The organism is Staphylococcus sp. IVB6214, assembly GCF_025558585.1.
GTDB lineage: Bacteria > Bacillota > Bacilli > Staphylococcales > Staphylococcaceae > Staphylococcus.
Genome location: NZ_CP094723.1, coordinates 109,771 through 131,148, shown reverse-complemented (window position 1 = coordinate 131,148; position 21,378 = coordinate 109,771). Strand labels below are relative to the sequence as shown.

Here is a 21,378-nt window from a genome sequence, read left to right as displayed (position 1 = left end):
TTGGTCTTTATTTTTATGATAGTTTTTTTAATCAACTTTAAAAATTAAGTTTCAGTCATTCAAATAAATATTTTAAAATAATGATTTCAACAACCAGAGTCTACTCTAAGATTGGAGAGTGAATAATGTCTAAACTAAATCGTATCCAGCATGAAATCAAACAACTGGAAGGAGGTAAATTTCAAAAGCTATGTGATTCTTACTTGTTCAAAAAAAGAGGTCTGAGTAATATAACGTCTTTAGGTTCTATGGACAGGACTGACAAGACTACTAAAGGAATTCCAGACGCATACTACCATAATCAAGACACTGATAAGTATACACTAATTATGTACGGGACACGAAAAGATTCTAAAACAAAAATTTTAAAGGACATTAAAGATGCAATTATGAAACCTAAAATCAGACCCATGTATATAGAAGAAATAATTTGTTGTCATACTTCTTCAAATATTGATGTTGATCAAGATAAGTCTCTAAGAGAATATGCAGGTGCTATTAAATTAACTTTGATAGGAATAGATACTTTGTCACAAGATTTATTAAATTTTAATTACCAAGATATTGTAAAAGACCATCTTGGTATTCAAAAATCTACAGATCAAGTATGGAATTTAAAAAGTTTTATTGAACTTCATGACAAAAGTAAGACTAATGCACAACTGACGACTAAATATATCGACAAAAATCAATTGGTTTATAAAATGATTGAAAAATTAAATGAAAATCAAATATTAATATTATCTGGAATTCCAGGTGTAGGAAAAACAAAATTGGCAATAGAAATACTTAAAAAATTAGAAATTGAAAATAATGTTATATCTGTAAAAAGTAACTCATTACCTGTTTACCAAGATATAAAAGATGCATTGAATGAAAGCAAAATAAATTATTTACTATTAGATGATGCGAATACTGTCAGTAACTTGGAACCTATTGTAAACATATTACAATTAAAGCCATTTGAAAGAAATTTAAAAATAATAATGACTGTTAGAGATTATGCCTTCTCAGATATAAAGAAGTATATTATGGAATATACTTCTTTTCATCAGAATATAGAAAAAATGAGTGATAAAAATTTAGAAGAACTTATAATTAGTATAGTAAATCCCTTAACAGTCCAGTTGAGAAAAATTTTAGATATTTCAAACAATAATCCTAGAATAGCAGTATTAGCAGCTAATATGTTAAAAAATAAAGATTTGGACTTTGTTTCAAGTAAGAAAATGATAATGGATTTTTATTATAGTAAAGTTTTAGAGGATAATTCATTATCAAATGAAGAGTTATTTAGTATATTTATTTTGAGTTTTTGTAATAAAATAAATCTCTCGCAAAGAGAAAGATTGGAAAGCTTGCTAAAGGTTTTTGACATTGATTTCATCACTTTTCATCAATCATTACTTCAACTACACGAAAAAGAATTGTGTGACATTTATTTTGATAAAGCAGCTAAAGTCAGTGATCAAAGCTTGTCTGATTTCATAATAGTACGATTTATTTTTACAAATAGAACTATAAAAATCAGAGAAATTTTTAAAGCATTATACCCACAATTTCAAAATGAGATAATAAGCGCGTTAAATATAGTCAATAATTTTACTGTAACGCACGAATGGAAAAATTATCTAAAAGAAGAAATAAAATATGTATATAGTGATGTCATTTCTGATAAATACAAAACTGATTTCTTAATACAATATGGAAAAATAATTCCCACACAGTCCCTTAAATATTCAAACTATGCTATTAAAACTTCAAGGGCAGAAGTATTCGAATGCAATCAAAAAGAATTTGAAAAGAAAAAAAGAAATATCATAGTTAATGATGAGATTGTGCAAATACTTTCATCCCTATTAGATAGCGATGAATATAAGAAATCCATTATATTGCTATTAAAATATCTCAAAAAAAATCAAAAAATGATTTTTGAAGTTTTTTCAGCAATTAAAGATAATGTTAATATAGATTTAAATTCTGTAAATTATCTTCACAAAAGATCTACACTTATAGAGCTATTTTTAGAAGAAAATTATATTGATGAAATTAGTGGATTACTGATGGTTAATATTTGTGAAGAATTTTTAAAACCTTCGACTGAAACCCTCACCACAAATGGGAATCATGGGGTTCTTACAAGATATAAATTAGTAGATTCACAATATTTGATTAAACTACATGAGAGTATATTTAATTTACTTTCAGTAATTTATAACTTTGAATATGCAAATGTTAATTTGTTCATTGACAGATTACTCCTTGATTATCCAATACACAAAGTCGATAAAGACTATCAAAATACTGTTAAAGCAGACTTAAAAATAATTTACGATCTGTTTCTTAATGATACTAATAATTTAACTTTAAGGAGAGAAGCAATATTATATAAAATATCATTAGCTTCAAAAAAACATTCTTTAATAATAAAGAAATGGGATAAATATAAACCTACAGAACATCAAAAGGCACTGCACCCTTAATATGGGACTCACATAAAAACACTTGAATTAGGCTGCTAATTTTCTGTATTGCACAGGGGATAAGTAGCCTAATTTTTGTTGAATTCGATTATTATTATAGTTTTCAATGTACTTTTCGACAATATCCTTTACAATGAAATTAGAGTTATTTAACTCATTGTTAAGATAAAATGTTTCACACTTTAGCGAGGAATGGAAACATTCTATCGGGGCGTTATCAGCAGGTGTACCTTTGCGAGACATACTTCTGATAATGCCCTTTTCTTCGCATAATTGGTAGTAAGCATGCGATGTATAGACGCTTCCTTGATCGCTATGAAGTAGACATTCTTCTGGAATATCAATTTGGTTTAAGGTGTCATTTACCAAACTTTGATCTTGTGTATCGCTAATCTTATAAGCCACAATTTCACCGTTATATAAATCGATGATTGAAGATAAATACAACATTGAATTACCAAAGGGAAGATACGTAATATCAGTAGTCAGTACTTGTAGAGGTTGATTTGCTCTAAAGTTACCATTCAGTTTATTGCTTGTAAGATAATATGCCTTCCCTCGACGTTTAGATTTCTTAATTCTAACTCTACAATTCAAATTATTTTCTCTCATAATTCTTTGTACACGTTTATGGTTTATCGGTTGTTTAGAGGCCTGATTCATCAGAGCAGTTATCTTGCGATAGCCGTACGTGTAATGATTATCTTCACATAATTCCTTAACCTTTTTAACTGTTGTATCTTCCGTTTTCTTCTTATTTTTCCAACGGTAGTAATTTGATTTAGGGACATTCAACACTTCCAAAATCAGCTTCACAGGATGCCTGTGCTTTAACTCATCCACTAATTCTATCACTACTTCAGGTACCACTTCCTTTCCAATTCCTTGTACTTTTTTAAAATATCTATTTCGGCTTGATTTCTTCTATTCTTTAACTTTAATTGTTCCAGTTCAGAAAGTTCCACTAATCCTTTATTATAGGAGTATTGTTTGCCTACTTGTTGACTAAATCGATATGTTTCACCCTTTCTATACCATCTCCACCATGTTTTTACCTGTGTGCTATTTCTAATATTTAATTCACACATAATTTCTTTAGTTGTATAACCTTCTGCTTTCATCTTCACTGCTTTAAACTTTGTTTCAACTGAATACGCCACTCTGCGCATAGAAAAAACACCTCCGTAAATTCATTTTAACTGAATTCAACGAAAGTGTTTTTATAAAGTTCCCACTATATGGGGTCAGCTCAATAATCATGCAGGTCTTTTGATTGTCGATTTTAGTAGAGAAATACCTAAAATATATACATGCACAGACGAACTCAAGCAAGATAACCTAATTGAACAAGAATATTCACTAGAATTGGCTGAGATTTCACCCATAGACTTACCCTATAAGTTATTAAAAGAATATAAAACTTTTCATGATGAAGAATACATTTTGAGATAAATCACTAAGAAAAATAAAAAGCGTTTATCATTGGCAAACCACAAAACGGTGAACACTAAGAAGCATATAAACGGACATGGCAAGCAATGTTAGAAGACTTTGATTTACATGACTTACCCCGTCTTCTATAACGCAAGCTTCGGTCATAACGAACCAAAATGTATCATTCCATATGGTGCAACCGCTTCTCTTGATGTCGCTAACAAAACCTTTACCATCCATAACAACGCCTGCATCTAAATAAACAGCATGCCATCTACACATTTGTTGTACATGACATGCTGTTTGATCTACAAACCTAATATTGTGGCCCATTCTCTACGGCAACGACGTATCCATTTCTCGTATGGACGTAAATACTGAAGCCGTTATTCGGGTTGTTGTCATATAACATCGGACTGGCCCCACCGATTTTAGGATCACCATGGAAGTTGGTGAATGCCTGTGTTGTGACATTATCCGGTGTAACGTAAACAGAGATGACCTTGTTATCAGCACCGTACAGTACACCGATGTTATTGTACCTTATAAGGCGTTTGTCTCTGAGTTGTACTGTGCCGGTAGACTGTCCAGTCGACAGTTCAACTTGGTGACGTGTCATACCAACATCAACCCCGTTATATCCACCAACATGGGGTTCGTTCATAAAGTTCGCACTAAAACTATCTGACAAAACATCTATGGTTGTTAGGCGTTCTGCCCGTTGCTGCTCGTTTGGTCCCGTAATCAATGCCGTAGCGGGCGTATCCGAACCATCCTGTGCTTGTTGGAGAGACTGTGCACCTTGGTTCGACCCCATGTTGTGATAGATTTGTAGTCCCGCAAAAATTAATCCCGCTAACAGTATCAAGACGCCAAGAATACCGAATATCCACGGCCATGCACTGCGTTTTTTCGGCTCATTGTACGCAACCATTCTACCAGCAACAGGTTGCCCACATCGATTGCAGAATCTCTGATTTTCTGTTAGCTGATTCCCACATTTTGTACAATACTTCATGTTTATCTCCACCTATATTTATTACTCTGGATCACCGTTCTCATCATATTTTGTTACTGTACCATCTGAATCAATAATATACGAACCTGCTAGCTCTCCTGTTGCTTTATCAATAATTGAGAAGCCCCAACTACCGTCTGATTGCTGTTCTGGTTCTTTGAATGTATATGTGTCTGTATCTAAATATCCTCCTTCATAGTCTTCCACTAAGTCAATGACGTTGTCACGTGTCACTGTTGTGTCGGAGTCATCACTTGATGAACTTGAAGGTCTCTCTACATCAAAGCCTTCAAATGCTTCGGCTGAGCTTGGTTCGGGTGTACTATGTGTGATGTACTGTGCGACATAATTGATATCTGACTGTGCTGAATCTTTAATCGGTACTGTACGTCCTTGATCGATTATTTTTTGTGACTCTCTTAATGAAAAATCATCTTCAAACCAACCATCATCGTGAAAATGATCTGGTGCATCAAAAAATGTCACCGTCCCATCATTGTTATCTCTAAACGTCACACTACCCGCCGCTGTTACTGATGGACCTAACACGATTGTGCCATCAGGATAATTCACTGTTGCATCTGGATTATAAGGATTGACAAGTGTGCCTGATGCATCTATCGGTGTATATGACACATCATTCATACTCGTAAATACCGATAAGTTGTCTCTGTCTGTCAACCAAATTTGCGCATAGTATTCTCGTGTGTTTTTGTCGTAAATGTATGACTCTTGATCATTCGTATTTTGTTGATGATTTTGATTGCTTTGTCCGTTTTGATTACTGTTTTGACTGTTCGTACTATTTGTCGACTGATTGTTATTTTGATTGTTTGGCGTCAACAAGTTGCACCCTGTCAACAATAGCGTACTTGCGATAACACCAACGAGAATGGATTGTTTTTTCATAAGGGCCTCCCACAAATCTTTTTATAAATTAATTATACATTGTACACAGCAAATAAATAAACTGCCTTTTGTGATGTTTTCGTCAAATATTAAAAAACTGCCGATATGGAGTGCGTCCATATCGACAGTTTTTAATTTTATATGTGATGTATTTGTGCTTACACTGGTTGTCCTTTTTCATCATACTTCGTTACAGTACCGTCTGTATCAATAATGTATGAGCCTTTCAGGTTACCGGCCTTGTCTAAAATCGAAAAGCCCCATCGGCCGTCTGACATTTGTTCTGGCTCTTTATACGTATATGTGTCTGTATCTAACATATGGCCTTCATAGTCTTCTACTAAGTCAATGACATTGTTACGTGTGACAGTTGTGCTGGATGAAGATGAACTGGATGACGCATTACTTGAAGACTTCGTTCCTGATGAAATGGGTGTGCTGTTTTCAATATGTTCCGCCACAAAATCAATATCTGATTGTGACACATTCTTAATTGGGTACGTCTGACCGCTGTTTATCATTTTTTGTGTTTCACTTAATGAATAATTGTCATCTTCAATCCATTGAAGGTCTTGGAACTTAGTTGGGACATCGTAAACTGTGATTGTCCCATCACCGTTATCTTTAAATGTAATTGAACCACCTGCTGTTGGTGTTGGCATTAATTGCATCGTGCCTTGTGGGAATGTTGCTGATGCATCTGCATTATTATAATTCACTGATTCCCCTGAACGGTCATAGACACCATATGACAATGACAAGTCATCAAAGCTATCGATATCATTTCGCACACTCAACCAAATTTGCGCATAGTATTCTCGTGTGTTTTTTTGATACACATGGTCAGTTGAACTACCTTTGCTTTGTTGGGCTTCGTTGTTTTTAGTTGTGTTATTTTTTTCTGTTTCGCTATTATTTTGGGTTTCATTTTTCTTATTCTGATCTTGTTGTGTCTTTTCTTTATCTTTTTGACTCGTTGTTTGTGTCTCAGATTGTGATGGTTTTTCTGAGTTATTATTTAAGAAACCACATCCTGCAAGTAACATCGTACTGGCCACGACTCCGATGAACATATTTTGTTTTTTCATGATAAACCTCCGTCTACTATTTCACTGATTTAATTATACACTATTTCATTCAGTTTTGTGACTTTTATGACATAACAATGAAATTTCATATTTTTAATTATTGACGGATTGTAAGAAGAATTTTGCGTGTTTGTAGTGATACACCACTTTTGAATAATCGAACGGTGTACCTGTCGCTAAATAAACGACTTGTTCCATATAGAGACCGGGTGATAATGGCGGTAAGTCTAACGTGTCTGCTTCCGATTCATTCAATTGATCGATGACTAAGTAGACATCCGCAAAGCTAATGTTCATCTTATACGCCGTTTCCAAATAATGGAAAATTGATTGTTCAGCAATTTCTTTATTCAAATATGGAACGACTTGGACGGGAAAGTACGACACTTCCTTACACAACTTTTCTTCGTCCATATATACAAGACGTTCGACTAAGTAAACGGCTGCTCCTACTTCAATATGCAAGTTGTTAGCGACTTCTTCGTCCGCAACGGTCTTTTCAACCTTCAATACGTCATAGCGAATATTACTGTTTTGGAAGTTGGCGCTGAAACCACTCGTAACGAGCAAACTCATATACCCTTCACGGCGTTGACGTCTAACGAAAATGCCACTACCACGTTGTTGGAATATCGCACCACGTTTCTCAAGCGTATCCAATGCCTTACTAATCGTACTTCTGCTGACATTGTAACGCTTCGTCAATGTATCTAAGCTATCAAGTTTCGTCCCTTGTGCTAAGTTGTGTTCATGAATATATTGTTCAATTTCATAGGCAATTTGTTGGTATTTGTTCATGCGTACGACTCCTTTATTAAACCTTTCACTTATTATACACAATTCACAATAGTTACGCACTTGAATAATTATACCGGTACAATTATAATGTTAATTAATAATAAGAACGTCAACGTATGAGGAGGCAATATCATGGCATTACCAAAAGATTTCCTATGGGGTGGCGCATTCGCTGCACATCAATTTGAAGGCGGTTGGGACAAGGATGGCAAAGGTCCTTCAGTAGTAGACGTCTTAACTGCAGGAGCACACGGTGTTCCCCGACGTATTACTGAGAAAGTGGAACCCAATGAATTTTACCCAAACCATGAAGCTGTTGATTTTTATTCAAACTATAAAGAAGACATCGCATTATTTGCGGAAATGGGTATCAAAGTTTTAAGAACATCTATCGGATGGACACGTATTTTTCCAAAAGGTGACGAAGCAGAGCCAAACGAAGCAGGTCTTCAATTTTATGATGATGTTTTTGATGAATTGTTGAAATACGGTATTAAACCCGTCATCACGTTAAGTCACTTTGAAATTCCCCTTCACCTAGCACGAGAATACGGTGGTTTCAGAAGTCGTAAGGTTGTTGACTTCTTTGAACACTTCGCAAAGGTTGTATTTGAACGCTATAAAGACAAAGTAGAATACTGGATGACATTCAATGAAATCAATAACCAAATGGACGTTAACAACCCATTATTCTTATGGACGAATGCGGGCATTGAAGTTCAACCGGGTGAAGATGCACGACGTGTGATGTATCAATCAGCACACCACCAATTACTAGCAAGTGCAAAAGCTGTCATTGCAGGCCATGAAATCAATCCAAACTTCAAAATTGGTGCGATGGTGTCTCACGTGACGGTCTATCCATACTCATGCCATCCGAAAGACATTATGGCGGCAGAAATCGCAAATAGAGAGCGTTTCTTCTTCCCAGACGTGCAAGTGCGTGGGAAATATCCAATGTACGCATTGAAAGAACTCGATCGTCTTGGCATAACACTACCTATTGAACCGGGTGATGAAGAGATTCTTGCGCAAGGTACCGTAGACTATCTCGCATTCAGTTACTACATGTCTACAACAGTGAAGCACGACGTTCAAAGCAATGAAACAGACAACATTGCGAATGGTGGCTTATCAAACGGGGTGAAAAACCCATATATCGGCGCCTCTGATTGGGGTTGGGAGATTGATCCGGACGGCTTACGTTACGTCTTAAACACATTGTATAACCGTTACCAAATCCCACTATTCATCGTAGAAAATGGCTTCGGTGCAGTCGATGAATTAACGGAAGACAACACCGTACACGATGTATCTCGTATTGATTACTTTAAAAATCATATCCAAGCGATGAAAGATGCCGTGGATCTAGACGGCGTCGACTTACTCGGCTACACACCATGGGGCATTATGGACATCGTGTCATTCACAACAGGGGAGATGAAAAAACGTTACGGTATGATATACGTAGATCGTGACAATGAAGGTAACGGAACAATGAAACGCTATAAGAAAGATTCATTTGATTGGTATAAGAATGTCATTGCGACAAATGGAGAGTCGTTATAATGCAAGATTGTGGGATGTGTTGCTATTCGAGCAACCATCCCATTTTTTGAAGGGATCCAGCTATGAAAAATATACCTGCACATTAGTTGGCATTCATCTGGTCAACATCACACGCACAAGTGCCTCTGTCTCTATTGATACAATAACGCCAGGCATTCAAAATCATTGTAAAGAAAATTTTATACAATTCGTTCGATACCTTTTTCACTGCTTAACTGTTGTATAAAGACTTCTCTTCTAACAAATATATAGTTTGGAGATGTCCCACTCAACATTATTCAATGAAAATAATATAGAGTTGACAGGTATAAGTAAGCTGCGAACAATTTCAGATCTATTCCACAATAAAACCGTGGTCTTGCCACTCTTTCATCCTTAAATATAAGATAACAGTTAAGCAAAATTCCATTGCCTTACTGTTATTTGAAATTACCTAAATTTACAGATAAGCACCTATATCGATAAAGTAAGGATTTTAAATCACATTGTATGTAAGGCATGATAACATGTAGTCAATCAATTAAAGGATGGTGTAAACGATGAAAGAATTATTCGAATCAACTAACGGTATTGTTACTTCAGCTATTAATCACGAATGGGTAGACTTAGGTACATCAATTGTTGGTACTGTTGAACATGGTGTTGGTTTACTTACTAGTATCTTAGGCTTAGGTTAAGATATAACTTATTAAAAACGGGTAAAGTACTACCCGTTTTTTTTCGTTTAAACAACTTCCATAATACTCTATGTCTCTACAAAAATTTCTTATCTCAAAATTTTTCTATAAATATATTAATATCCATCAATAATTCTATAAATTATTCTTTCAAAGCATTTCTCTATTTCTTTTATTAAAGTATCATCCTTCGATTTAAAATATCACATTACACTTATGCATGTTTTTCATTGCCTATTTGTTATTTAAAAGTTTCTATTTAGACAGATAGGCACTCATAACAATAATCTAGGACACTTTCGACACAATATATCTTACTAATGATAACATGTAGTTAACAAATCAAAGGAAGGTGAAAACAATGGCAGATTTATTCCAATCAATCAACGGTATTGTCACTTCAGCTATTAATCACGAATGGACAGACTTAGGTACATCAATTGTTGGTACTGTCGAAAACGGTGTTAGCCTACTTACTAGCATTTTAGGATTAGGCTAAAATCTATCACTTAATAAGTAATGGAGGTGTTCACTATGTTTATCATTGATTTAATCAAAAAAGCTGTTGAATTCTTCAAAGGCTTATTCCAAAAATAATTAATAGTCATTTAAAGAGGGTTGAGACAAAATTCTACCTTGGGACATTGTTTATCAGTTTCTCGCTGTACAATTCAATATGTCTCAACCTTTTATGTTTTTCAATACGTAAAAAAAAGCAACTTCTCACAAGGGAAGTTGCTTTTTACGGTTTGATTAGTCTTCTACAACGAATTCAACAGATGCTTCGAATTTTACATCTTTGCCTAGCATTACGCCGCCTGTTTCTAAAGCTTGGTTGAATGTAATATCGTATTCTTCACGATTGATTTTGCCAGTTACGATAAAACCAGTCACTTGTGAACCGTCTAATGGGTTTTTGCTTACGCCATTGAATTCAACATCGAATGTTTCTTCGCGTGTAACACCTTTGATTGTTAAGTCACCTGTCACACTATCTTCGCTCACTTTTTTAGTCACAAATGTAATTGCGCTGAAGTCATCAGTTGCGAAGAAGTCACCTGATCTTAAGTGATTGTCACGGTCTTCGTTGCCAGTGTTAATTGATTTTGGATCAATCGTTACATTTGCTTGAAGTGTGCTTAAATCATTGATGTCTCCTTCAACATTTACTGCGAAATCATCGAAGCTCCCTTTTGTACGTGATACCATTAAGTGTTTAATTTGAAAATTTAAATCGCTGTGTGCTTTATCGAAAGTAAATTGTGTCATGTTCATTCCTCCAAATAGTTAAGTATATTTTTTATATTAGAGTTAGTTTATCAGTTTTAATTGTATCGTGCAATGATTTTATCTCGAAATCGTAATATTTTTTTATTATTTAAAAAGAGATCGCTTTACACGATCCCTTTTCACTTCAGATTAAACGGTTATTTTACCATTGTCAGATGGTTTGAATACAGCAATAATTGCTTCAATAATAGCAATCACACCTGGAATACCTGTCCAACAAAATAGCAAGTACACGACACCCCAGCCTGTTTTTTTCGCATAAAACTTATGTGCACCAAGACCTCCTATAAAGAATGCAAGTAGTACATATGCAAATTTATCCACTACCATACGATCAACTCCTTCTATCTTTTATCATATATATTTTATTTGATTTGATCTCACATATCAATTCTGTACTTCTTCCAGCACACCATCTTCCATGTGATATACTTTGTCGCAATATGATGTCAGGCGCTCATCATGCGTCACAACGATACACGTTTTATTTTGTTCTTTAGACTGCTCCTTTAAAATACGCATGACTTCCATCGCATTTTCTGTATCCAATGCAGCAGTAGGCTCATCTGCCAAAATAATTGATGGTTTCGTATACAATGCTTTCGCAATCGCAACACGTTGCTTTTGACCGCCTGATATCTCACTCGGAAGTTTGTTTTCAATCGCATCCAAATTCAACTGTTTCATCAGCTTTTGATACGCTTCTTCACTCAAGACATCCTTCTTCTGTTTTGCCAACAACTTGAATTGTTGTTTCACGGTTAAAAATGGCACCAAGTTCGTTGCTTGTAGAATAAAACCAATCTCCTGCATACGTGTTTGTGCGAGCGCTTTTTGAGACATTTTGGAAATATCTTGATCATTAATTAAAATATCACCAGAAGTCGGTGTTTGTAGCGCACCTGCCATCGTCAAAAATGTACTCTTACCAGAACCTGAAGGCCCAATAATCGCAATTAATTCATTTTTTTCAAACTTTAAAGATGTCGGCTTCACCGCTTGTATAGTTTGATTTCCATCTTTAAAATCCTTCGTCACATTTTTAAATTCTAACATGTCGTTTTCACCTTCCTTTACCCGATTGCTTTCAGTGGATCTACTTTTCGAATTGTTAATATTGAGAATAAGCTACCGATAAGTGAGACAACGATTAAAACAACACCGTAGATAATGAGTGTTACCACGTCGAACTTAATAGGAACCGCACTTGGTAAAAATGCGCCTGTCAGTATCGTTAGACCTAAACCAATCAACGTTCCAATTAATGAAATAATGAAGGTTTGTGATAATACAACTTTCGCTAAATAACCATTTGTGAAACCTTGTGCCTTTAATACACCAAACAAACTTGTTTTTTGTAGCGTCATGACATATAAGAAAATACCGATAACCGTCGCAGATATCACAAACAAGAATGAAATCATAAAGTTCAATGTTAAATTTTGCGCTTGATAACCAGGTAGATTTTCAATAAAGCTTTCAATTTCAATTGCTTCCAGGTCACTCTCTATTGTTTTCTTCTCCCAATTGCTACCTTTAACAACCACTGCATTCGTCATTTTTTCGTTTAAAGAAGGATTCAGTTTTTCAATTGTAGCATCATTCGCAAACAGCACCGGTGACGCATTGTACTTCGCACTCTCGCTAAAGCCTACAATTTTAATGGTTTCATCAGATTGTGAAAGCGACAGCGTATCCCCAACTTTGAAGCCTTTTTCTTTTAATGTTTCATCCGCAACCACTTCATTATTCGATTTAAAAGGCTTCCCTTCTATTAGTTTCGGAATTAAAAATGATTGTTTTTCCACGCCGAATAATAAAGCATTCTCTTCTTTATCGCTATTCGATACGATAACTCCGACTTGTTTTAACGTAGCTTGTTTGTCATAGACGTCCGTCACATCTTCTTTTTCAAACAATGATTGTTGTACAGTTTGATTGGCGTCTTTATTTAGAATAATCGCATCTGCTTGCCAGCGATCAATCCCTTCTCTATTCATATTCATCAACCCACTTGCCAGACCAGATAGCAGAAAGAGCAAATAACTGATCATGATCAGCACACCGATAATGAGACCAAACTTTAATTTGTTGCGTTTAATTTCATTCCAAGCTAAAAACATAAACACCCTTCTTTCTTCTTAACATCTTGTTATATTCCCGAATATAAGCAAAATCATGTAGAGATTTCACTTTAAAATGATACACGTTTTAGGATCTTAATGTTTTATATCTTATCAACAATTATAAACAGGTGCAGTAAAACCACCTTTATCCAAGTAAAAAACACTCATATTTCCGAGAATTTACTATTTTAATATAACAAATAGATGGTGACTACAAAATCTTACTTTTTTAACTTCCCTTTTTCTACACAACATGTTATAATGCAATAGAAGTATACATTGTGCATTTTCAGCACCAAAACCCCCACACTAGTCTCGTAGTGTGGGGGTTTATTGGGTTTGGCTTCATTGTCTATTTTTTCTCGTCTCGTTTACGTAGCCAATGCGCAAACAAGGCTACCATACAACCACTTATAGCTGTGGTCATTACATGAAGTAATACATCATGCATCTTCAACTCCCCCTTTCTACGTCATTTGACGTCTAAAGGATAGACGACTTACTTTTATATTAAACTATTTAATCATTTTTAGTCGAACTCCAGTTTTTCTGATTTTGTTATGTTTTAATAATGATTTGTTTACACGGTTATACTTGTACCTATCATTGATATCACAACGATTCTGTTAAATGATAGTTATTTTATACCATTACTGTTTTCAATATCCTGACTAAAAATTGTCTACAGAATCTTAGCATTTCTAAATTTCGCTAATTTAACATAACGTATTTTTTATCAGTTAACGCGCTTTATTCGTATAACAAGTATGCTGTCAGTCTAAATTTTTGACTCCCATCAATTACAAGACATCTTTACATCATTGATAAACTTAAAAAGCGTGCAAAAACTAATTTTTTACACGCTTTTTGTTTTTTATTTATGTGTTTCTTTGATTTTTGTATTAATCTGCTCACTTTGTTTTATATTAATCATGAAGAATACAAACCAGATAGCAAGAAATATCAATGTGAAAATGATTGCTGCACCTATCAATGATTCTACTTTTAATGGTACCCAATGATTGATACTAGATATCGTGAAGAAAGCGATGATGCTACCACCAAAATGAACAAGTAATTTTAGCGGCAATGGTAAACGATCGGTTGCATAAACAATGGGTAAAAATCCACAAACCGCTCCGAACAAATACAGACCAAAGACGTCTTGAAATCCCATTTGAATATTGAATTTGGCCACAAATAACAACATAATACTACTTGCAATTCCAATACCGATAACAATTGATTTTAATATATTCATAACAATTCCCCCTTATATTCCTAAGATATTCATCAAATTTTTAACATATCTTCTAGATATCGTGACTTTTTGTTGGTTAGTCAGTGTCGCATACAGATTTCCAGAAAATGAAGGTGCAACTTTTGTAATATAGTCAATATTGACAAGAGATGACTTACTAATTTGGACAAATTGACGATCGGTTAACGATTGTTGTAGTCGTTGAAGTGTCATTCTCGTCGTATAAGTGTGCGCTGTTGTTACAATCGTCAGCTGTTTTTCAAATATCTCTGCAAAAATAATATCTGATTTAGATACAAGGTGGACACCCTGCTCTGTTTTTACACCAATTTTACTGCGTGGGACTTCATATTGTTCTATGTACTTCAACAAGTCAGTTCCCAGTGTAGAATCATTTGTGTTAATCGTTACATCCGTTGCTGTTGCTTTTGTATCTAATTTCAAATGAACTTTGAGTAGTTCTTTCATCATCATCACCCCTTCATATATATCGTATGCCTTATACATACTATTGTCAGTAGTTATGTCATAACCGGTTGGATTATCGGTATAAGTGGTTATTCCTTGCTTTCAATACAAAAAAAGAAGCATATCTCTATGCCCCTTTTTGTTATGGGCGGTCATAGCTTAACAACAGCCCTTATTATTTTGTTGTTGTTCTTTTTTAGTGTTATCTGCTTTTTGTTCTTTATTTTCTTCAATTTCTGCAGAACAACATGCTTGTTTTTTAGGCTTTAATTTAGAAATTGCTTTTTGGAATGCATTTTTTTCCATTTTAAACACCTCCTTTAATCTTGACCTAACAATTACATGATGGGCCACAACAGTCGTTTACACTCACGGTTGCTTCATCGACATCGATAAATTCAAAAAGTGCTTTATAAGGTTCTTGTTGTAAAATATGAAAAACTTTTTCGCATACAAAAGTTCTTTCTCCACGTTCAAAAATATGGTTATCATCGTCTTCAATATGTTTGAATGGTCCTTTATAAATAACGGAGTGACCTTTATCAATACACGGTCCTTCTTTGCCTTTATATGCGATAATCGTCATGCTTCTAAAATCAATCGCTTCAATCGTTTGCCATGTGTTTGCACGCTTATCAATTGACACACCATAAAATCCTGCATTTTCAAAAGCTTCGACAAATGACTTTTCTTCCATAGCCCCTGAGTAACAACCACTCCATAAGTCTGGATCTTGTCTCAACTTTTCTGGTACTTCAACACTAGACACAATATCTGAGATAACAGCTTTACCGCCAACTTTTAATACACGGTAAATCTCTTTGAAGAGTGCTTCTTTTTCATCAGTTGAAACCAAATTTAAAACACAATTCGAAATAACAACATCGATACTATTATCTAGAACCATTGTCATTTCGTTCTCCAAATAATCTATATATTCCTGAACAGACTGGTACGTCTCTATATTATTCACTGGATGTCCTTTTAAATATTGGTCCAGTAAGTCTAAATTTAATTTTAAGTTTTGTATTTTTCCTTTATAAAATTCAACATTGTCATAACCTAATTTTTCGACTATTTCTGGTTGATATTTTTTGGCAAGTGTCAACATGTCATCATTCATATCTACACCAATGACTCTACCTGACTCACCAACCATTTGTGAAACGATATAAGGTACTTTTCCACCACCAGAGCCTAAATCTAAGACCGTATCGCCTTCTTTGATTTTTCCTAATGGATCCCCGCAACCATAATCTTTTTCAATTATTTCATCGGGAATAATCGCTAAATATTTTGGATCATATTCTACTGGGCAACATAGGTTTTGTTCGTGTTTCTTTGCAGCATTTCCATATCTACTCATTACTGACGTTTCTTGATTCATAACGAATCCTCCCTTGAAGTTAAATAACTGCATTAATAATGAGACCGGTAGCAATTGCAACAATTAAGATTGCGATAACAAATGAAATGACAAATTTTTTCTTGAACAGTTTAGAAAGTAAGACAACTTCTGGAATACTCGCACCAGCACCTCCGATAATTAGCGCAATGACCGTTCCAAGTGACATGCCTTTTGATACTAGGGCTTCTGAGATCGGTAGCATTGTTTCTGGTCTGATATACATTGGGATACCAATTACTGATGCAATAAACACTGATATTACACTATCTCCACTTGCATATTTCGTAATGAATGCTTCTGGCACAAAATCATGTATAATCGCTCCAATCAAAACACCAATCAACAAGTACGGTAACATTGGATAGAGAAAGGCCCATGCATCGTTTAATGCCTGTTTGACACGAGATCCTGTCTGATTCGCAAAGAAACCTTCCCCTTTAACCGTTACCCCTTTATAGCTATCCGCCAAGTTCATTTTTGAAAATATAAGTCCTGTTAGTATACTAAAAATGGCAAGTACGATTAAATAAACCACGGCCACTTGCCATCCAAGCAACGTCCATAGTAAAAAGATCATAAGCGGATTCATCAACGGAGAAGCTACTAAGAAACTGATTGACGGTCCAAAGGGGACTTTTGAATTTAATAACCCTGCAAGTATTGGGATGGTTGAGCATGAACAAAATGGTGTCATCGCACCGAAAAGCATCCCCATTGTGTAATTAACGATCTGATTGGGTTTACTTAAAAGTCGTTGAATTCTCTCTTCTGAAACAACTTGTTGAATGAGACTTACGATGAAACTCACAACAATAAATAGTATTAGTAATTCAAAAAACAAACTAAAAAATGTTTTTATAAATTCCATTATTGAATCTATCATTATAATACCCCTTACAAAATGATTTAATCAATTTTTCTTGATATATTAATCAAAAAAAGTTGATTTATTGTAGTAAAAGAAAAGATACCTTTATAGTATCTTACAGCAAGTATCTTCATTTAAAACCACCTGTATTTGTTGCTCATTGATTCGATAGTAATTCCATGTACCATGCTTTTCAGAAATAAGAATATTGGCATCCACCAACTTCTTCAAATGATATGAAAGCTTGGATTGCTTCAACTCTAACAATTCTTCCAGATCACAGACACAGAGAGATTTCGTAGGACTTTGTCGTATTGAATTTAAGATTTTAAGTCGAATCTTATCAGCCAATGCATTAAACATCTTTTCATAAAATGCTAATTGCTCTTCTTCTGTCATGTTCGGCTTTGATTTAATCACTTCCATAGAATGCCTCCCTCTTATTAAATTTCTTATCATTATAGACCTTTTATATCAACTTTTTTTGATATATTAATTATAAATTGAATTTCAATATTTTTCAATCATATACCTCTCTCAGTAAATTTCTTCCTTCTTATATCATTTGTACTTGTACGGCCATATAATATTTTCTTTTAGTTGACAATTACACTTATATTGTATATGTTATAGTTAAATCCAAACGAAAGGGTGAACCAATTACATGAGCTATTAATCCTATTTTTGAACGTAAACAATTGAAGGTTTCTCATTTTTCGACAATGTATGAGTATGTCTTCAACTGTTTTCTCAGGATAGGATTGTGTGTATGTGTATTGGTATCTATGGGTGCGATATGTCTTTTAGATGACACCTATGTCGATGACGACCTCCTATTCTGAATGAAATAGGAGGCATTTTTTGTCTCCAATTATTTTAAGGGGGATAAATTTATGAAAATTTTATTAGAAGCTTCTCACATAAACTATGACGTCGCGGATCGCTTACTATTGAATATTGATCATTTACAAATACATCAAGGTGAACGTATTGGATTGGTCGGTTGTAACGGTAGTGGAAAGACAACATTACTTCAAATATTGAATCATACAATCTCAACTGAACAAGCGACCGTCACCTATTATGCGCAATGTGAAATGATACCACAATTAAAGCCTATGCATTCTCACAAAAGTGGCGGTGAAGTAACACAAGCATATATTCAGCAGGCATTGGATAAGACGCCCGAACTATTACTCGCAGACGAACCAACAGCTAATCTCGATATCACACATATAGAGGCGTTAGAACAGCAATTGAAGCATTGGCGTGGCAGCTTTATGATCGTGTCACACGATCGATCATTTTTAGATACGCTTTGTACGACAATATGGGAACTAAAAGATGGAAAAATCAACATGTATAAAGGGAATTACAACGACTATATGAAACAAAAAGAATTAGAAGCACGACAAAAACAACTGTCATATCAAGAATACGAAAAACAAAAAAAGCATTTGCAAGAAGCAATAAAAATTAAAAGAACCAAGGCACAACGTGCAACGAAAAAACCTAAAAACCTAAGTCATTCAGATGCGAGACAAAAAGGGATAAACGTCTATTTTGCGAATAAGCAAAAAAAGCTCCAAAAAACTGCAAAGTCATTAGAAACACGATTAAATCAATTGGAGATTAAACACCAACCGAGAACGGCTCAACCACTTAAAATGGATATTCTTCATTCCGAATCAATAAACAATCGTATCATCATTCGAGCAGAAGGTCTTACGGGAGTAGTTAATAACAAAATTTTATGGAAACCAGCTAACTTTAATATCTATGGTGGTGAAAAGGTAGCAATCATTGGAGACAATGGGGTTGGCAAAAGCACTTTGATTCATAAGATTGTTCACCACGATCCCAATATTTCACTCTCACCATCGGCTCAAGTTGGTTATTTCAGTCAAAACTTGGATATATTAAACCTTGAAAAATCTATATTAGAAAATATTCAAGATTCATCTAAGCAAAATGAAACATTGATCCGAACAGTCCTTGCAAGAATGCACTTTTTTAAAGACGATGTTCTAAAACCAGTCAAAGTTTTAAGCGGTGGCGAACGTGTAAAGGTAGCGCTGGCCAAAATCTTTCTAAGTAATGTTAATACATTAATCTTAGACGAACCAACAAACTTCCTAGACATGGAAGCAGTGGATGCATTTGAATCTTTATTACAAGAATATGAAGGAACTTTAATTTTCGCTTCTCATGATAGGCGTTTTATTGAAAAAGTGGCAAATCGCATCCTGATTATTGAAAATCAAGAAATCCACGTATTTGAAGGTGCATTTAGTCAGTTTCAATCTGAGCAAACAAAACGAGAAAGAAGTATAAAAGAAGATGAAAAAATGATACTTGAGATGAAAATAACAGAAGTACTCAGCCGGTTAAGTGTTGAACCAACAGATGCATTGGAGCATGAATTTCAACATCTCATTCAGAAAAAACGTGAACTTGATGAGTGATATCAGATAAAAAAGGAATAAGCAAACCGAACTAATCAATAGTTAGTTCGGTTTGTTTAATATGATATTCTTGTGATTAACACCCTTTGAAATACATAAGATAAGAATGACGGATATGTAACCTAAAATCGATATGAAAGATGCATCCATACCGTATTCGCCACCAGTCAACCAAACATTATCTATTTTGATAATGTACTGAAAAAGACTGTAATCTACTTCAACTTTAGTAACAGTAAAGACGCCGGCTATGTTCCAGCACATATGCAAGGCAACACCTGCCCATATGGAATTAAAGTAATATGAAGCAGTAGCATACATAGTACCAGCTAAAAATCCTGCTAAAATTAGCAAATATAAGTCAATACCTTCTAATTTACCATTAAATAAGTGCACAATACTGAATAAAAAGGAACTTAAAATTATTGAAAAAACAATATTCGTTTTCTCTTCAATATATTTTAGAAGTATACCTCTAAACACCATTTCTTCCACAATAGGTGCAACTATGCCTGAAATAAACACCGTATACAGTAGCATTTCAACATAATCCGTCATTGAATCTAATTGTGTCACTACAAACTCACCTGGTATAAACGTGATATAAATCAAATTTACAACTACTGGTAAAAATATACCTAGAATGACACACAGTGGAAATATCTTAATATGCGTTATACGATAATCAGACAACTTGCTCTTTAACCCTTTGTTAACGAGCCATTTAATCAGCATTACAGTTACAATAAGGTTCGTCACCCCATGCAATACGTACTCTAACCCTTTCCAATTGAAAAAATGCCATAATATCCCTAAATTCTGTGCAAATACTGAAATGCAGAATAGTAATATAACCATACCTAACATTTTGGCCGTCTTTGCCATCTAATGACCTCTTTCAAAAAATTATGTAGGTAACATTCTATCCGAAAATTTGTCCAAAAGTACCACAGATAATCAGAACAATGATTAAAATAAACCACCATTTTTCATTAGCCAATTCCCAAAAATTCATAGGTAATCTTTCTTTAGAATTTTTAGTCTGCACACCATTTACTAATTCATCAAGACTTATCTCAAACAGTGTTGCTAGTTCATTTAACATCTGAAGGTTTGGCTCCAAAACACCTTGTTCCCACTTTGAAACTGACTGTCGCGTTGTATTCAGTTTTTCTGCCAACGCTTCTTGAGTCAAACCCGCCGCTTTTCGATATTTTCTTATCTGAGTACTAAGTTCCATATATGTCACCTCTCAATAAATGTATCAAAGTTGCATGTCAAATTCTACATATCATATGGATCATCGTGTCACTCATTTCGATCGTTATGTCATATCTGTTTCGGATTCTACATGTTGTCTCTCTTATTACATAAATAATCAAAGTGATGTACAATTTCATCCCAGTTTTCAGAACGATTAATTATTTTAAAACTGTCCTCACTTCCGTTAATTATTTCTTTTTCCACCACATAATACATAGTTTTTTCTCTATAAGAAGGCTTCACAATCAAGTAT

The 21,378-nt window shown here is 34.4% G+C and carries 25 protein-coding genes; 7 read left to right on the top strand and 18 right to left on the bottom strand.

What is annotated here, in order from left to right:
* Positions 1–125: 125 nt before the first annotated feature.
* A complete protein-coding gene (locus MUA51_RS00645) occupies positions 126–2,483 on the top strand; it encodes an nSTAND3 domain-containing NTPase (RefSeq protein ID WP_262559996.1) in 2,358 nt (785 codons plus the stop codon).
* A gap of 27 nt (positions 2,484–2,510) precedes the next feature.
* Here the strand turns inward: MUA51_RS00645 and MUA51_RS00640 are convergent.
* Positions 2,511–3,652 (bottom strand): IS3 family transposase gene (locus MUA51_RS00640; protein WP_262559995.1). Its coding sequence is split into 2 segments (ribosomal slippage): positions 2,511–3,382 and positions 3,382–3,652, totalling 1,143 coding nucleotides; the frame shifts between segments, so codons are not numbered across the junction.
* Positions 3,653–4,043: 391 nt separating this feature from the next.
* Between MUA51_RS00640 and MUA51_RS10815 the strand changes: the two genes are divergently transcribed.
* A complete protein-coding gene (locus tag MUA51_RS10815) occupies positions 4,044–4,175 on the top strand; it encodes a hypothetical protein (protein WP_346657952.1) in 132 nt (43 codons plus the stop codon).
* Between the two features lie 58 nt (positions 4,176–4,233).
* Here MUA51_RS10815 and MUA51_RS00635 read toward each other — a convergent pair whose 3' ends face one another.
* From MUA51_RS00635 to MUA51_RS00620, 4 genes are all read right to left on the bottom strand, one after another.
* Positions 4,234–4,935 carry a zinc-ribbon domain-containing protein gene (locus MUA51_RS00635; RefSeq protein ID WP_262559994.1) on the bottom strand — a complete coding sequence of 234 codons (702 nt, stop codon included), beginning with the start codon at positions 4,933–4,935 and terminating at the stop codon, positions 4,234–4,236.
* Between the two features lie 21 nt (positions 4,936–4,956).
* On the bottom strand, positions 4,957–5,844 hold the full coding sequence (locus tag MUA51_RS00630) for a hypothetical protein (protein WP_262559993.1): 888 nt from the start codon (positions 5,842–5,844) through the stop codon (positions 4,957–4,959).
* Between the two features lie 158 nt (positions 5,845–6,002).
* Positions 6,003–6,932: a hypothetical protein gene (locus MUA51_RS00625; protein WP_262559992.1), complete on the bottom strand. Its 930-nt coding sequence runs from the start codon at positions 6,930–6,932 to the stop codon at positions 6,003–6,005.
* A gap of 93 nt (positions 6,933–7,025) precedes the next feature.
* A complete protein-coding gene (locus tag MUA51_RS00620) occupies positions 7,026–7,730 on the bottom strand; it encodes a GntR family transcriptional regulator (protein ID WP_262559991.1) in 705 nt (234 codons plus the stop codon).
* Positions 7,731–7,862: 132 nt separating this feature from the next.
* Between MUA51_RS00620 and MUA51_RS00615 the strand changes: the two genes are divergently transcribed.
* The 4 genes from MUA51_RS00615 to MUA51_RS10830 all read left to right on the top strand — a co-directional run bounded on the left by MUA51_RS00615 (position 7,863) and on the right by MUA51_RS10830 (position 10,573).
* Complete coding sequence (locus tag MUA51_RS00615) at positions 7,863–9,299, top strand: 6-phospho-beta-glucosidase (protein WP_481906506.1); 1,437 nt, start codon at positions 7,863–7,865, stop codon at positions 9,297–9,299.
* 539 nt (positions 9,300–9,838) lie between these two features.
* Positions 9,839–9,976 carry a beta-class phenol-soluble modulin gene (locus MUA51_RS00610; protein WP_262559990.1) on the top strand — a complete coding sequence of 46 codons (138 nt, stop codon included), beginning with the start codon at positions 9,839–9,841 and terminating at the stop codon, positions 9,974–9,976.
* A gap of 361 nt (positions 9,977–10,337) precedes the next feature.
* Positions 10,338–10,475: a beta-class phenol-soluble modulin gene (locus MUA51_RS00605; RefSeq protein ID WP_262559989.1), complete on the top strand. Its 138-nt coding sequence runs from the start codon at positions 10,338–10,340 to the stop codon at positions 10,473–10,475.
* A gap of 20 nt (positions 10,476–10,495) precedes the next feature.
* On the top strand, positions 10,496–10,573 hold the full coding sequence (locus MUA51_RS10830; protein ID WP_481906520.1) for an epsilon family phenol-soluble modulin: 78 nt from the start codon (positions 10,496–10,498) through the stop codon (positions 10,571–10,573).
* 156 nt (positions 10,574–10,729) lie between these two features.
* Here the strand turns inward: MUA51_RS10830 and MUA51_RS00600 are convergent, their stop codons facing one another.
* The 11 genes from MUA51_RS00600 to MUA51_RS00550 all read right to left on the bottom strand — a co-directional run bounded on the left by MUA51_RS00600 (position 10,730) and on the right by MUA51_RS00550 (position 17,823).
* Entirely contained in the window at positions 10,730–11,245 is a 516-nt protein-coding gene (locus tag MUA51_RS00600) for a YceI family protein (RefSeq protein ID WP_262559988.1), read from the bottom strand.
* Between the two features lie 150 nt (positions 11,246–11,395).
* A complete protein-coding gene (locus tag MUA51_RS00595; protein WP_262559987.1) occupies positions 11,396–11,596 on the bottom strand; it encodes a TM2 domain-containing protein in 201 nt (66 codons plus the stop codon).
* A 57-nt stretch (positions 11,597–11,653) separates the two neighbouring features.
* A complete protein-coding gene (locus MUA51_RS00590) occupies positions 11,654–12,322 on the bottom strand; it encodes an ABC transporter ATP-binding protein (protein WP_262559986.1) in 669 nt (222 codons plus the stop codon).
* Positions 12,323–12,339: 17 nt separating this feature from the next.
* Entirely contained in the window at positions 12,340–13,389 is a 1,050-nt protein-coding gene (locus tag MUA51_RS00585) for an ABC transporter permease (protein ID WP_262559985.1), read from the bottom strand.
* A gap of 355 nt (positions 13,390–13,744) precedes the next feature.
* On the bottom strand, positions 13,745–13,843 hold the full coding sequence (locus MUA51_RS00580; RefSeq protein ID WP_262559984.1) for a type I toxin-antitoxin system Fst family toxin: 99 nt from the start codon (positions 13,841–13,843) through the stop codon (positions 13,745–13,747).
* Between the two features lie 423 nt (positions 13,844–14,266).
* Complete coding sequence (locus MUA51_RS00575; RefSeq protein WP_262559983.1) at positions 14,267–14,653, bottom strand: DUF3021 domain-containing protein; 387 nt, start codon at positions 14,651–14,653, stop codon at positions 14,267–14,269.
* Positions 14,654–14,665: 12 nt separating this feature from the next.
* Entirely contained in the window at positions 14,666–15,121 is a 456-nt protein-coding gene (locus MUA51_RS00570; protein ID WP_262559982.1) for a LytTR family DNA-binding domain-containing protein, read from the bottom strand.
* Positions 15,122–15,280: 159 nt separating this feature from the next.
* A complete protein-coding gene (locus MUA51_RS00565; RefSeq protein WP_262559981.1) occupies positions 15,281–15,427 on the bottom strand; it encodes a hypothetical protein in 147 nt (48 codons plus the stop codon).
* A gap of 25 nt (positions 15,428–15,452) precedes the next feature.
* On the bottom strand, positions 15,453–16,508 hold the full coding sequence (locus MUA51_RS00560; protein ID WP_262559980.1) for a methyltransferase domain-containing protein: 1,056 nt from the start codon (positions 16,506–16,508) through the stop codon (positions 15,453–15,455).
* A 19-nt stretch (positions 16,509–16,527) separates the two neighbouring features.
* Positions 16,528–17,412, bottom strand: a complete 885-nt coding sequence (locus tag MUA51_RS00555) for a permease (protein ID WP_262559979.1) — start codon at positions 17,410–17,412, stop codon at positions 16,528–16,530.
* Positions 17,413–17,502: 90 nt separating this feature from the next.
* Positions 17,503–17,823: an ArsR/SmtB family transcription factor gene (locus MUA51_RS00550; protein WP_262559977.1), complete on the bottom strand. Its 321-nt coding sequence runs from the start codon at positions 17,821–17,823 to the stop codon at positions 17,503–17,505.
* A 467-nt stretch (positions 17,824–18,290) separates the two neighbouring features.
* Between MUA51_RS00550 and MUA51_RS00545 the strand changes: the two genes are divergently transcribed.
* Complete coding sequence (locus tag MUA51_RS00545) at positions 18,291–19,862, top strand: Vga family ABC-F type ribosomal protection protein (protein ID WP_262559976.1); 1,572 nt, start codon at positions 18,291–18,293, stop codon at positions 19,860–19,862.
* Between the two features lie 42 nt (positions 19,863–19,904).
* Here MUA51_RS00545 and MUA51_RS00540 read toward each other — a convergent pair whose 3' ends face one another.
* Together MUA51_RS00540 and MUA51_RS00535 are read right to left on the bottom strand one after the other, a co-directional pair.
* Positions 19,905–20,747, bottom strand: coding sequence for a CPBP family intramembrane glutamic endopeptidase (locus tag MUA51_RS00540; protein WP_262559974.1), 843 nt, complete (start codon positions 20,745–20,747; stop codon positions 19,905–19,907).
* A gap of 37 nt (positions 20,748–20,784) precedes the next feature.
* A complete protein-coding gene (locus MUA51_RS00535) occupies positions 20,785–21,102 on the bottom strand; it encodes a helix-turn-helix domain-containing protein (RefSeq protein ID WP_262559972.1) in 318 nt (105 codons plus the stop codon).
* Positions 21,103–21,378 lie beyond the last annotated feature (276 nt).

What these genes read in the sequence shown, in the direction of transcription:
- MUA51_RS00555 (WP_262559979.1), bottom strand. Translation starts at nt 17,412, where the DNA reads ATGATAGATTCAATAATGGAATTTATAAAAACATTTTTTAGTTTGTTT.
- MUA51_RS00575 (WP_262559983.1), bottom strand. Translation starts at nt 14,653, where the DNA reads ATGAATATATTAAAATCAATTGTTATCGGTATTGGAATTGCAAGTAGT.
- MUA51_RS10815 (WP_346657952.1), top strand. Translation starts at nt 4,044, where the DNA reads ATGACTTACCCCGTCTTCTATAACGCAAGCTTCGGTCATAACGAACCA.
- MUA51_RS00620 (WP_262559991.1), bottom strand. Translation starts at nt 7,730, where the DNA reads ATGAACAAATACCAACAAATTGCCTATGAAATTGAACAATATATTCAT.
- MUA51_RS00560 (WP_262559980.1), bottom strand. Translation starts at nt 16,508, where the DNA reads ATGAATCAAGAAACGTCAGTAATGAGTAGATATGGAAATGCTGCAAAG.
- MUA51_RS00580 (WP_262559984.1), bottom strand. Translation starts at nt 13,843, where the DNA reads ATGCATGATGTATTACTTCATGTAATGACCACAGCTATAAGTGGTTGT.
- MUA51_RS00625 (WP_262559992.1), bottom strand. Translation starts at nt 6,932, where the DNA reads ATGAAAAAACAAAATATGTTCATCGGAGTCGTGGCCAGTACGATGTTA.
- MUA51_RS00635 (WP_262559994.1), bottom strand. Translation starts at nt 4,935, where the DNA reads ATGAAGTATTGTACAAAATGTGGGAATCAGCTAACAGAAAATCAGAGA.
- MUA51_RS00565 (WP_262559981.1), bottom strand. Translation starts at nt 15,427, where the DNA reads ATGGAAAAAAATGCATTCCAAAAAGCAATTTCTAAATTAAAGCCTAAA.
- MUA51_RS00585 (WP_262559985.1), bottom strand. Translation starts at nt 13,389, where the DNA reads ATGTTTTTAGCTTGGAATGAAATTAAACGCAACAAATTAAAGTTTGGT.
- MUA51_RS00590 (WP_262559986.1), bottom strand. Translation starts at nt 12,322, where the DNA reads ATGTTAGAATTTAAAAATGTGACGAAGGATTTTAAAGATGGAAATCAA.
- MUA51_RS00540 (WP_262559974.1), bottom strand. Translation starts at nt 20,747, where the DNA reads ATGGCAAAGACGGCCAAAATGTTAGGTATGGTTATATTACTATTCTGC.
- MUA51_RS10830 (WP_481906520.1), top strand. Translation starts at nt 10,496, where the DNA reads ATGGAGGTGTTCACTATGTTTATCATTGATTTAATCAAAAAAGCTGTT.
- MUA51_RS00605 (WP_262559989.1), top strand. Translation starts at nt 10,338, where the DNA reads ATGGCAGATTTATTCCAATCAATCAACGGTATTGTCACTTCAGCTATT.
- MUA51_RS00550 (WP_262559977.1), bottom strand. Translation starts at nt 17,823, where the DNA reads ATGGAAGTGATTAAATCAAAGCCGAACATGACAGAAGAAGAGCAATTA.
- MUA51_RS00535 (WP_262559972.1), bottom strand. Translation starts at nt 21,102, where the DNA reads ATGGAACTTAGTACTCAGATAAGAAAATATCGAAAAGCGGCGGGTTTG.
- MUA51_RS00545 (WP_262559976.1), top strand. Translation starts at nt 18,291, where the DNA reads ATGAAAATTTTATTAGAAGCTTCTCACATAAACTATGACGTCGCGGAT.
- MUA51_RS00645 (WP_262559996.1), top strand. Translation starts at nt 126, where the DNA reads ATGTCTAAACTAAATCGTATCCAGCATGAAATCAAACAACTGGAAGGA.
- MUA51_RS00610 (WP_262559990.1), top strand. Translation starts at nt 9,839, where the DNA reads ATGAAAGAATTATTCGAATCAACTAACGGTATTGTTACTTCAGCTATT.
- MUA51_RS00570 (WP_262559982.1), bottom strand. Translation starts at nt 15,121, where the DNA reads ATGAAAGAACTACTCAAAGTTCATTTGAAATTAGATACAAAAGCAACA.
- MUA51_RS00615 (WP_481906506.1), top strand. Translation starts at nt 7,863, where the DNA reads ATGGCATTACCAAAAGATTTCCTATGGGGTGGCGCATTCGCTGCACAT.
- MUA51_RS00600 (WP_262559988.1), bottom strand. Translation starts at nt 11,245, where the DNA reads ATGACACAATTTACTTTCGATAAAGCACACAGCGATTTAAATTTTCAA.
- MUA51_RS00630 (WP_262559993.1), bottom strand. Translation starts at nt 5,844, where the DNA reads ATGAAAAAACAATCCATTCTCGTTGGTGTTATCGCAAGTACGCTATTG.
- MUA51_RS00595 (WP_262559987.1), bottom strand. Translation starts at nt 11,596, where the DNA reads ATGGTAGTGGATAAATTTGCATATGTACTACTTGCATTCTTTATAGGA.